This is a genomic window from Sediminimonas sp. (assembly GCF_024637375.1).
Classification (GTDB): domain Bacteria; phylum Pseudomonadota; class Alphaproteobacteria; order Rhodobacterales; family Rhodobacteraceae; genus Sediminimonas.
In genome coordinates this window covers 21,113-31,635 of record NZ_JAGXFK010000066.1, presented here as the reverse complement: position 1 = coordinate 31,635, position 10,523 = coordinate 21,113, and the positions used below count along the sequence as shown (strand labels likewise).

At 65.1% G+C, this 10,523-nt stretch carries 10 protein-coding genes; 4 read left to right on the top strand and 6 right to left on the bottom strand.

Annotated features, from left to right (window positions below):
* Positions 1 to 468 precede the first annotated feature (468 nt).
* From Q0L89_RS11060 to Q0L89_RS11045, 4 genes are all read right to left on the bottom strand, one after another.
* The gene (locus tag Q0L89_RS11060; RefSeq protein WP_296764987.1) at positions 469 to 777 is read right to left on the bottom strand and encodes a hypothetical protein; all 309 of its coding nucleotides are present in this window, start codon (positions 775 to 777) and stop codon (positions 469 to 471) included.
* A gap of 765 nt (positions 778 to 1,542) precedes the next feature.
* On the bottom strand, positions 1,543 to 3,501 hold the full coding sequence (parE, locus tag Q0L89_RS11055; protein WP_296764985.1) for a DNA topoisomerase IV subunit B: 1,959 nt from the start codon (positions 3,499 to 3,501) through the stop codon (positions 1,543 to 1,545).
* Between the two features lie 97 nt (positions 3,502 to 3,598).
* Positions 3,599 to 4,603, bottom strand: a complete 1,005-nt coding sequence (locus Q0L89_RS11050) for a hypothetical protein (protein ID WP_296764984.1) — start codon at positions 4,601 to 4,603, stop codon at positions 3,599 to 3,601.
* A 108-nt stretch (positions 4,604 to 4,711) separates the two neighbouring features.
* Positions 4,712 to 5,197 carry an NAD(P)H-dependent oxidoreductase gene (locus Q0L89_RS11045; protein ID WP_296764982.1) on the bottom strand — a complete coding sequence of 162 codons (486 nt, stop codon included), beginning with the start codon at positions 5,195 to 5,197 and terminating at the stop codon, positions 4,712 to 4,714.
* A gap of 1,030 nt (positions 5,198 to 6,227) precedes the next feature.
* On the opposite strand from Q0L89_RS11045, the gene Q0L89_RS11040 reads away from it, so the two are divergent.
* Positions 6,228 to 7,622 carry an MATE family efflux transporter gene (locus tag Q0L89_RS11040; protein ID WP_296764980.1) on the top strand — a complete coding sequence of 465 codons (1,395 nt, stop codon included), beginning with the start codon at positions 6,228 to 6,230 and terminating at the stop codon, positions 7,620 to 7,622.
* Positions 7,619 to 8,050 (top strand): glyoxalase superfamily protein, encoded by a 432-nt coding sequence (locus Q0L89_RS11035; protein WP_296764977.1) that lies wholly within the window; start codon positions 7,619 to 7,621, stop codon positions 8,048 to 8,050. Before Q0L89_RS11040 ends, Q0L89_RS11035 begins: the two co-directional genes overlap by 4 nt.
* Positions 8,051 to 8,183: 133 nt before the next feature.
* Here the strand turns inward: Q0L89_RS11035 and Q0L89_RS11030 are convergent, their stop codons facing one another.
* Positions 8,184 to 8,366, bottom strand: a complete 183-nt coding sequence (locus Q0L89_RS11030) for a hypothetical protein (RefSeq protein WP_296764975.1) — start codon at positions 8,364 to 8,366, stop codon at positions 8,184 to 8,186.
* Between the two features lie 68 nt (positions 8,367 to 8,434).
* Between Q0L89_RS11030 and Q0L89_RS11025 the strand changes: the two genes are divergently transcribed.
* Positions 8,435 to 9,352, top strand: a complete 918-nt coding sequence (locus Q0L89_RS11025; protein WP_296764974.1) for a tetratricopeptide repeat protein — start codon at positions 8,435 to 8,437, stop codon at positions 9,350 to 9,352.
* Between the two features lie 7 nt (positions 9,353 to 9,359).
* Here Q0L89_RS11025 and hpt read toward each other — a convergent pair whose 3' ends face one another.
* Entirely contained in the window at positions 9,360 to 9,926 is a 567-nt protein-coding gene (gene hpt, locus Q0L89_RS11020; protein WP_296764972.1) for a hypoxanthine phosphoribosyltransferase, read from the bottom strand.
* A 70-nt stretch (positions 9,927 to 9,996) separates the two neighbouring features.
* On the opposite strand from hpt, the gene Q0L89_RS11015 reads away from it, so the two are divergent.
* Positions 9,997 to 10,446: a type II toxin-antitoxin system RatA family toxin gene (locus Q0L89_RS11015; protein WP_296764969.1), complete on the top strand. Its 450-nt coding sequence runs from the start codon at positions 9,997 to 9,999 to the stop codon at positions 10,444 to 10,446.
* Positions 10,447 to 10,523 lie beyond the last annotated feature (77 nt).

Genomic DNA, 10,523 nt, shown 5'->3' with positions numbered 1-10,523 from the left:
GAGTCTGTCCGAAATCCGCCGAACCGCCGACAAGGCGGCCTTGAAACCGAGAAATCGGGCGCAAATGCCCAGTTGGCTACCTCGCAAAGCGATAAAGCCGCCAGCTTGGCGTAGCCGAATGCCTTGATCAGACATTCCTAAACATCCAACTCCTCCACGAACCGCGCGTCCTCCTGGATGTACTGGAAGCGCAGGCGTAGGGTGGGCAGTTTTGCCCACCGCGACGCGGCGGTGCCGGGCGGTGGGTGGTGGGCAGGACTGCCCACCCTACGATTGCTGCCCACCCTACGGTTGCTGTCCCAAACCCCACAAAACAGGCTCGACAGGCCCGTTCGACGCGCTGAAAAACTTGGCGCATCAACCCCGTTGGGACCCAGTCACATCACCGACGCTCGAGTAAAGCAACAGACTCGAATTCCAGGAGGGCCGTAATGGCCAGCCAAGGGTCAGATTCATCGCAACAATTCACTAGTCTTGCGACTGTTGTTCCGTTGTAGCTTCGGCTGGCGCATCCCCGGTGGCGGGTGCCGGTTCGCTCTCGCTGGCAGGGGCATCGTTTGTCTCGACATTTATTGACAAATTGCCTCCACTCGATCCGGATGTGCGGGATCCCCACATTCCGTCGCCGAAAACGAAATAGGCAATAATCGCAACGACTACGACAATGGCCCCAAGCGAGAACCAGAGTACGGAGCCCCCACCGGAGGGCTTCGCTTCTGTCCGATTAATGGTTGTGTGCGTGGTCTCCGGGGTTTTTTGAACCTTCACTTCGTCCATGTATCTTCTCCTTGAATTTCAACAGCGGACGAGGTTGACGGGAAGTATTGGATTTCAACCTCGTTGATGCCGTTTGACTTACGTGGCGCAAGCAAGTCGAAATCTCCTGACCCGGGCGCCGATTCTACTCACCCGTACGCTGCACATATTTGTCAATGTTCGCGGCAAACCGTTTCGCTTCCGGATGTCGGGTCGATTTGTGTATCGTAGACAGAGCCAGAGGTCGGCATACTGATCCAAATTGGTTTCTGCGTGCCAAATGTGCTGAAATGCAAATTGGAGAGACGTCTTCGTTTTGACCCGCCATCGGTGATTTTCTGCGTCGGTCCGAACCGCGCGTCCTAGGGTCACCAGGCGTAGGGTGGGCAGCATTGCCCACCGCGACGCGGCGGTGCAGTGTGGTGGGTGGTGGGCAGAACTGCCCACCCTACGATTGCTGACTGAACGCGACACGTCCATGTGGTAGGGAGGGGCAATTTTCGCACCGCGACGCGGCGGTGCCGGGTGGTGGGCAGTGGTGGGCAAAGCTGCGGTGGGCAGAACTGCCCACCCTACGCTGGCTCAGGAGCGGGCCGGGGATTCCGCAAGCCGCGCGATGGCCAGACCGCGGGATGGCGATGGAGCGTTGGTGCGGGGCACTTTATGGTCGCCAAATCCGAAAGAGGGTCGGGCGTTGGCGCCCGGTTGCAAAATCGCCAGCCCGGGGGGCGGTCTGGCGATCACGCGGCGGCCCTCGGCCTTGATTCCGCGCGAGGGGCGGATGGATCAAACATCCAATTCCTCAACGAACCGCGCATTCTCCTGGATGTACTGGAACCTCAGTTCCGGCTTCTTGCCCATCAGGCGTTCGACCAGGTCGCCGGTCTGGCCGGGTTCGTCCTCGTCGATGGTCACCCGGATCAGCTTGCGCGAGGCGGGGTCCATGGTGGTGGTCTTGAGGTCCTTGGCGTCCATCTCGCCCAGGCCCTTGAAGCGGCTGACCTCAATCTTGCCCTTTCCGCCCAGGCCCTTTTCCATCATTGCGTCCTTTTCCGCCTCGTCCAGCGCGTAGACCCGGTGCGCGCCCTGCGTCAGGCGATAAAGCGGCGGGCAGGCCAGGTACAGGTGGCCGGCGTCGATCAGCGGGCGCATCTGGCTGAAGAAGAAGGTCATCAGCAGCGCGGCGATATGCGCGCCGTCCACGTCCGCGTCGGTCATGATGATGATGCGGTCATAGCGCAGATCGTCGATGCGGAATTTCGTGCCCAGCCCGACGCCGAGCGCCTGGCACAAATCGTTGATCTCGGCATTGCTGCCCAGTTTCGAACTGGCCGCGCCCAGCACGTTGAGGATCTTGCCCCTGAGCGGCAGCAGGGCCTGTGTCTTGCGGTCGCGCGCCATCTTGGCCGAGCCGCCGGCGCTGTCGCCCTCGACGATGAACAGTTCGGTGCCGACGCGGTTGGTGGCGGTGCAATCGACCAGCTTGCCGGGCAGGCGCAGCTTGCGGGTGGCCGATTTGCGGCTGGTTTCCTTCTCGGCGCGGCGGCGCTGGCGTTCCTCGGCGCGCAGCACCAGGTAATCGAGGATCGCGCCGGCGGACTTGGTATCGGAGGCCAGCCAGTGGTCGAAATGGTCGCGCACCGCGTTTTCCACCAGTTTCGCCGCCTCGGCGGTGGCCAGCCGATCCTTGGTCTGGCCCACGAACTCGGGGTCGTGCACGAAGCATGACACCAGCGCGCAGCCCCCCGCGGCCAGGTCGTCGCGGGTGATCTGCGCGGCTTTCCTGTTGCCGGCCAGTTCGCCATAGGCACGGATGCCTTTCAGGATCGCGGCCCAGAACCCCGCCTCGTGGGTGCCGCCCTCGGGCGTCGGGACGGTGTTGCAATAGGACTGGATGAAACCGTCGACCGAGGGCGTCCAGTTGATCGCCCAGTCGACCTTGCCGGGGCGGCCGAACTTTTCCTGGAAATCGACGCTGCCGGCAAAGGGGCGCTCGGCATAGGTGGCGGCGCCTTGCAGCGTCTCGGCCAGGTAATCGGTCAGCCCGCCGGGAAAGTGAAAGCTGGCCTCGGTCGGCGTCTCGCCGTCGTCGATGGCCGATTTCCAGCGAATCTCGACCCCCGAGAACAGGTACGCCTTGGACCGGATCGAGGCGAACAGCCACGCCGGCTTGAACGTGTGGCCGCCGAAGATCTCGGGATCGGGGTGGAAGGTGACGGTCGAGCCGCGCCGGTTGGGGGCAGCGCCGATCCGTTCGATCGGGCCAAGGGGGATGCCGCGCGAAAACCGCTGCTCCCACAGCTCCTTGTTGCGGGCCACCTGCACCACCATCGAATCGCTCAGCGCGTTGACGACGCTGGCGCCCACCCCGTGCAGGCCGCCCGATGTCTGGTAGGCCTTTCCCGAGAACTTGCCGCCCGCGTGCAGGGTACACAGGATCACCTCGAGCGCCGACTTTTCGGGGAACTTCGGGTGCGGGTCGATGGGGATGCCTCGGCCGTTGTCGCGGATGGTGATCGAGGAATCGTCGTGCAGTTCGACCTCGATGCGGTTGGCGTGGCCGGCGACGGCCTCGTCCATCGAGTTGTCCAGAACCTCGGCCACCAGGTGGTGCAGGGCGCGCGCGTCGGTGCCGCCGATATACATGCCGGGGCGCTTGCGCACCGGCTCCAGCCCTTCGAGCACCTCGATCGAGGCGGCGTCGTAATCGCCGCTGTCCTGCGCGGAAAGAAGATCGTCGGCCATGTCTGCTGCTCTTTTGCTCTTGGTCTTTTGATTGCCCGGCATGATGGCAGGTCGGCGGCGCCGGGGCAATGGCGCGCGCCGCGTGACAGCGCCGCTCTCAGCGCATCCAGAAGCCGTTTTTCTTGATACGGTTGCGGATCGCCTGCTCGCGGCGGGGCAGGTCGTCGCGGTCGAAAAGCGCGCGCACCTTGGCGCCGCGCCCTTGGTAGATCATGCGCTTGAACGGCTCGTATTGCTTGAGCACCTTCTTGATGCGGTTGGGGCGCGCGACCTCTTCCAGCAGCGCCACGGTGGCGTCGTCCTCGCGCGCGTAGAGCAGCGGCAACAGCCGGTAATGGCACGACGTGCGCCCGTCCAGCCAGCCGGGCTCCAGCGCGTCGCGGCCGCCGCCCAGCCCGTGGATGACCAGCGGCAGCGCGACCTGGTCGAGCCACGGGTCGAGTTCCTGCAATTGCAGCTCGGGCGGCGGGTCGTCGCGGATGTCCAGTGCATAGTCCAGGAACCGTTGCCCGAATTCGCGCGGGCAGCGGTAGTAGAAGAACCCGGCGTTGAAATAGAGGTAGCGCTTCCAGTATTCGTCGGGCTGGGACAAATCCAGCGAGCTTTCGAAATCCAGCCCGAAGCGGTCATAGAGCGATTTCCATATCTCGGTATAGCCGGGGCCGTAAAGCTCCAGCTTCGGCCAGGTGCCCTCGACCCGGCGCGAGGCCGAGGGGCGGTTGAAATCGAACGGAACCTGCGCCAGATCGCCGGTGATCAGCGTGTCGGTGTCGAAAAACACGAACGGCTCGTTCTCGGGCAGGGCGAACAGCGCCTCGATCTTGTTGCCGTAGGGGTAGGCCTGTCCGAAATGGTGGCTGTCAAAGGGGATCACCTCGGCGCCCAACTCGTCCAGCAGGGCCAGCGTGGCGTCGTCGCGGATCGCCGGGTCGCGGTCCCACAGCGGGCCGGGCTGCGGCACGGCGACCAACAGCCGCCCCTTGAGCCCGGGGCTTGCATGGCGCAGCGAGGCGGCGAACAGCAACGCCTCGTATTGCAGCCGGCCAGCCTGGCCGACCACCACGACGTTGAACGGTTGGCTCTGCCCCGGCTTGCCGGTCATGCGCTATCCTGCCTCTTGCCTGCTCTCGGGCGCAGTATAGGCGTGATCGCCGCGCGGCAGAAGGGGCCGCGTCGCGGTTTTGCGCGCCTGCACGTCGCGCGTAGTGCCTCAGAACGCGCCCATGGCCAGCCCCGCCGCCAGCGCCGCGCCCAGTTCGCGGCAGCGCGCCAGGTCTTCCTCCGGGATCGTCTTTTCAGCCAGTATCTGTTCGGGGGTCTGGGCGTGGGTGCACACGATCAGCGATTCCTGCACCGCGCGCAGTCGCCAGCCCTGCGCGATGCGCGCCGCCTGGCGCGCGGCGTTCTCGCCATCCGATCCCGCGCAGATCATCTGCGCATATGGGCGCCCCTCGATCCGGCCCAGCACCGGGTAATAGCAGCGATCGAAAAAGTCCTTCATCACCCCCGACAGCGCCGCCAGGTTTTCCGGCGCGCAGAACAGGTATCCGTCCGCGCCCAGCATATCGTCGGGGCCGGCCTCGGCGGCGGGTTTGAGAACCACCTCGCATTCCGCGCGCGCCGCGCCGGCCGCCGCCTCGGCCATCTGCCGGCTGCCGCCGGTGCGCGTGTGATAGACGATCAACAACTCCGCCATGGCCGCTTTCCGCCCTCCGAAACGATCGCCCCAAGAGATGACGCCGCCTCGACCAGGGTCAACCCCCTCCCGCATGCGCGGTCTTTTCCCCGCTCGACAGATATCCCGGGTGAGCCGCGCGGCACGCGCGACCGGGGCAGAGCCCCATTTCGCGCGCCGGCCTGGCGGTTCGAATCGGACGCTTCGACCCACCGGGGTTTCTGGCTTGGATAAATTTATCAAGGCATTCGAAAGGCTTGCCGCGATACGTCTTTGCCAGACGGGGGTCAAATGTCACGGTCGATCCGCTAGTGATCGCCACCTGACACAAGATACCCCGTGGAAGCAGGTATCGGACACTTGTCCGGCATCCTTGAGCGAGGCGGTCAGATGGCGGGGTCGAGCCCTTTGCGCCGGATCAGGCCGGCGCGGTATTGGCGGCGAGTGGCCTTGGGCGGGCATTGGGCAACCGGTAGAGGTGCCGCGCGGTGCCCGACCGCCGGGTGGGCGCTGCAACACTTGTGTCGCGCGCTTTATGCCGGCCAAATACCTCTTCGTTGTCATCAGCATGATACGCTGCAAAAGCGCCCGCCCGTCACGCCAAAGGCGTGCCGACTTTCAACGGCGCACCTCCGGTGCGACGGAGGCGGTCGGGCGCTGCGCGGCGGGGCGCGTTCCGCGCCTTTATTCCGCGCATTGGGGCCAAGCTTCAACGACCGCTCAAGGCCATCTTGACCACTTCCCAAACCGAACCGAGCGCCCGCTTCGTCCCACTGACCGGACCTCGGTGAATCGTGCGACGAAGGTCCGGTTCGAGCCCAAATTGAACATACGGCATTTCGGGAACAGAAGCTGAGAAGTCTTCAGTGTCGCATATTGCCTTGAGGGCGATTTCCTTGTATCGCAGCGGCAAGGTGCCGGGCACCTGCCGCCTGCGGACGCGAGTCACGGTGAAGCCCGGATCAAGACGACATCTCACCCTCGAAGCATTTCGCAGGTGGGTAATGCAGGCCCCCTCCCGATCTGAAATGCCTCTCTGGAGGAGTGAGCGATGTCTGTCGGACGCGCTGCCAATATAGTTGAAAACCCCTTTCTGACCCTGCCGATCAGACGATTGTTCCTGTCCAACGCCGTTCCCATGGCGGTGGTCATGTCAACGAGCGGCCTGCTGAACGTGGTCGATGGGATCTTTGTCGGACGTTTTATCGGCGCCCAAGCCCTTGCCGCGGTCAGCCTGGCCTTCCCGGCAGTCATGCTGCTGACGGCGTTGACCACTCTGGCGGGCGGAGGCATGTCGAGCCTTTTCGCCCGGCATCTGGGCGCGGGATCGCGGAGGGAAGCTGGAGCCGTCTTTGCCAGCGCCCACGGGCTGGTCCTTGCCATGAGCGTGGTCCTGATCATAAGTGCCCTGACGTTCGGCCACGGCGCCATCTCGTTCCTCGCCGCAGGGGATGAAGCAGTCGCCGGGCCTGCCCGGGACTATCTGCTGATCCTGATTCTGGGCGCACCCGTGCAGTTCGGTTTGAGTCTGCACGCCGATGCCCTGCGCAACGAGGGGCAAGCAGGGCTTATCGCGCTGCTGTCCGTGCTCGTGAACCTGCTGAACGTAGCGGCAAACTACATTGCGATCGTGATCCTCGACCTCGGCATCGCAGGATCGGCGATCGGCACGGTGGTGGCGCAGACGCTCGGGCTGGTGCTGCTGCTCATGGTGCGCAAGCGCGATCCCGCCCTTTTGCCACTCGGTTCGATCCGGCACGCAAGCTGGCTGGCAGGATGGCGGCAGATTCTCTCATTGGGTCTACCCTTGTGCCTGAGCTTCATCGGAATGGCACTGGTGGCCAGCACGGTGCTCCTCACCATAGGCAACACCGCAGCGGATCACGCCACTTACGTCGCCGCCTACGGGGTGGTGACGCGCGTCCTTGGCCTGGCCTTCCTGCCGCAGATGGCAATCGCGCTCGCCACCCAGAGCATCACCGGCAACAATGTCGGCGCAGGCCGGATGGACCGGGCCCGCGCGGCCCTGCGGCTCGCCATTGAAAGCGCGTTCCTCTGGTGCCTTGGCGTGGCGCTGATTGGCATGTTCGCAGGCGAAATGCTGGGCGCGGTGTTTTCAGAAGACCGGGAGGTTGTCACAGCGGTCGCGGCAATCATGCGCCCCATGACGGCGCTCTACGCTATCACCGGACCGATCCTCGTCATCGCCATGCATTTCCAGGCGATGGGGCATCCGTTGCGAGCCGCGGTGCTGACCTTGGTGAAACCCTGGCTGCTGACGCCTGTCCTCATCGTCGTCTTGAATGCGATCTTCGGACTTCGGGGCCTATGGCTTGCGTTTCCGGCCGCAGATGCGGCCCTGCTTCTCGTGGCTCTGACGATCATTCTTCGGGGCCGCGTGTTCGACACTGCCCCCGCGACACTGGATGCCAAGGAGGTATCATGACACAGCCATCACTCGATGCCATCAAGGCACAGGCCAAGGCCCTTCGGCAGGCTCTGCAATCTGAGGGCACTGTCATCAGCCATGCTCAGGCTCTTGAACTCATAGCCCGGCAACATGGCGCCCGAGACTGGAATACGCTGCATTCCCGGCTTACCCAGAGAAACGCTCTACCTGAACTTGCCTTGGGTGATCGGGTGGCAGGACACTACCTGGGCCAGGCCTTTAGCGGCGAGATCGTCGCCCTCTCGGGGCCCGCAAACCATCGTCACGTAGAGATCAAGCTCGATCGACCGGTCGATACCGTTCGGTTCGAGAGCTTCTCGAACTGGCGCCACCGCATCCGTGGAACGCTCGGCGTGGACGGTCGCAGCCATCGTAAAACATCCGATGGCGCACCGCATCTGACAGTGAAGAAGGCGCCGTCCTAATCTTGGGTTTCCCATTCACTGGCCGTTGCTGCAAACGGCAGCTTCGTCCCGCATTGCGGCCTCTCGAACCTCGCTCCGAGAAACCGAGGGCGCACCAGAGGCAGACTGGGAACTTTTTGTCAGGTGGTGAACACTAGCGCGGCGTCAGGCGCCCGCGCGTGTTGTCGATGCGCATCCACTCGGGCCAGCCGATATATCGCTCGGTCACGTAGATCGCGGCGGCGACCGCCACGATACCCAGCACCAGCTTGACCATTTTTTCGGATGGCGGGTTGCGCGCCCATCGGGCCATCCTGACGATCCAGCGCATGTTCATGTGCAGCCCCCGTTCCTTCGGGCGCAAGCTTAGGCTACTGTGGCCGCGATTGAAACGGGAGGACCGGCATGATCCGTCACGTTCCGGCGCTGGTTTTGGCGCTGACCCTCGCGCTTTGCTGGGCCGTGCCCGCGCGCGCCGAGGCGCTTGATGACGCGATTTCTGCCTATGCCGCGGGCAATCACGCGGCGGCGCTGGCGGTGATCGAGCCGGCGGCGCGGCGCGGCGCGGCGCGCGCGCAGGCGATCCTGGGCGACGCCTACGATACCGGCCGGGGCAAGCCGCAAAGCGCGCGGCTGGCGCGCGAATGGCTGGAAAAGGCCGCCGGGCAGGGCTCGGCGCAGGCGCGGTTCGACCTCGGGCTGATGCTGCTGGAGGGGCGCGAGAACGTCGCGCCCGACCCGGCGCGCGCCAGGGCGCTGTTCGAGGCGGCGATGCGGCAGGGCTATGCCGCCGCCTTCGACGCGCGCGGCCGGATGATGCTGGAGGGCAGCGCCGGCCCCGCCGACCCGGTCGGCGCCGCGGCGCTTCTGACCACGGCGCTGGAACTGGGCCACGCGCCTGCCGGAATCGCGTTGGCGCGGATATACCTCGACGGCGAAGGCGTCGCGCCCGATGCCGCCCGCGCACGGCGCTACCTGGGCCGCGCCGCGCAACTGGGTGACGGCGCGGCGCTGCGCCGTCTTGGGGCGATGCACGAGGCGGGGCAGGGCGGCCCGGGCGACCTGGCCGCTGCCTTCGTGCTCTACCAGGAGGCGGTGAACCTGGGCGACGTGCCCGCGGCCGTCGAGCTGGCGCGCTTCATGCAGGCCCATGACGGCTATTGGCGCGACCCGCCGCTGGCCTACGCCTATTGCCTCTGGGCCGCCGCGCAGGCCGCGGACGACGCGCGCGTCGAGGCGCATGCCGAAACCTGTCGCGCCCTGGGCGCCGAGATGACCCAGGACCAGCGCAAGGAAGGCCGCCGCCTGCTGCAACAGTTCTGAACCCCGCTCAGCTGCCGGATGTGACGGCATCATCCTCGGCGGAAAAGCGCACCCTGCCGATATAGGGCAGGTTGCGGTTGCGCTGCGCGTAGTCGATGCCGTAGCCGACCACGAATTCGTCGGGAATTTCGAAGCCGATCCAGTCGGCGCGCACCGGCGTTTCGCGTCGCGCGGGCTTGTCCAGCAACGCGATGGTGCGCAGCCGCGCCGGCCGGCGCGAGCGCAGTATCCCCAGCACATGCGCCAGCGTGTAGCCGGTATCGACGATGTCCTCGACCACCAGCACGTCGCGCCCGGCGATTTCGCCGCGCAAATCCTTCAGGATGCGCACCTCGCGGGTGCTTTGCGTGGCGTTTCCATAGCTCGACGCCTCCATGAAATCGACCTCCACGGGCAGCTCCAGCTCGCGCACCAGGTCGGCGATGAACACGAACGAGCCGCGCAACAGCCCTACCACCACCAGCTTGTCGGTGTCGCGGAACTCGGCCGCGATTTCGATGGCCAGTTCCTCGACCCGCGCGGCGATGGACTTGGCCGAGATCATCTGCTCGATCACATAAGCGCGCTGCGGCATGACATCCCCTTGCATTCGCGCGCCCACTCTACGAAATGAAAGGCCCCTGTCACGATCAAATTGCCATGCCATGCCAACCCATTCGGAAACCCGCAAGCTGCCCTACAGCCCGCGGCAGATGTACGACCTGGTGGCCGATGTCGCCGCCTACCCGCAATTCCTGCCGTGGTGCGCGGCGGCGCGGGTGCGCTCGGTCACGCCGCAGGGTGATGGCAGCGAGGTGATGGAGGCCGATCTGGTGATCAGCTTCAAGGTGTTCCGCGAGCGATTCACCAGCCGCGTGGTGCTGTGGCCCGACGACATGCGCATCGACACCGAATACCTCGACGGCCCGTTCAGGTACATGAAATCGAAATGGACGTTCCGCCCCGCCGAAGACGGCTGCGAGGTGGATTTCTTCGTCGACTTCGAATTCCGCAACGCGATGCTGCAACGCATCATCGGCGTGGTGTTCAACGAGGCGATGCAACGCATCGTGCGCGCGTTTGAAACCCGCGCGCAGGCGCTTTACGGCCGCTGAGGGGACGCGCGCCGCGTGCATGATCCTGTCCGCTGTTGCGCCTTCTGCCCGGTGCGCTAGGCTGCTGGCAAGCACGG

Bases quoted from the DNA above. Each gene is read 5' to 3' on its own strand.
- Q0L89_RS11015 (WP_296764969.1), top strand. From the start codon at position 9,997: ATGCCAACCCATTCGGAAACCCGCAAGCTGCCCTACAGCCCGCGGCAG.
- Q0L89_RS11030 (WP_296764975.1), bottom strand. From the start codon at position 8,366: ATGAACATGCGCTGGATCGTCAGGATGGCCCGATGGGCGCGCAACCCG.
- Q0L89_RS11060 (WP_296764987.1), bottom strand. From the start codon at position 777: ATGGACGAAGTGAAGGTTCAAAAAACCCCGGAGACCACGCACACAACC.
- Q0L89_RS11045 (WP_296764982.1), bottom strand. From the start codon at position 5,197: ATGGCGGAGTTGTTGATCGTCTATCACACGCGCACCGGCGGCAGCCGG.
- Q0L89_RS11050 (WP_296764984.1), bottom strand. From the start codon at position 4,603: ATGACCGGCAAGCCGGGGCAGAGCCAACCGTTCAACGTCGTGGTGGTC.
- Q0L89_RS11040 (WP_296764980.1), top strand. From the start codon at position 6,228: ATGTCTGTCGGACGCGCTGCCAATATAGTTGAAAACCCCTTTCTGACC.
- hpt (WP_296764972.1), bottom strand. From the start codon at position 9,926: ATGCCGCAGCGCGCTTATGTGATCGAGCAGATGATCTCGGCCAAGTCC.
- Q0L89_RS11035 (WP_296764977.1), top strand. From the start codon at position 7,619: ATGACACAGCCATCACTCGATGCCATCAAGGCACAGGCCAAGGCCCTT.
- parE (WP_296764985.1), bottom strand. From the start codon at position 3,501: ATGGCCGACGATCTTCTTTCCGCGCAGGACAGCGGCGATTACGACGCC.
- Q0L89_RS11025 (WP_296764974.1), top strand. From the start codon at position 8,435: ATGATCCGTCACGTTCCGGCGCTGGTTTTGGCGCTGACCCTCGCGCTT.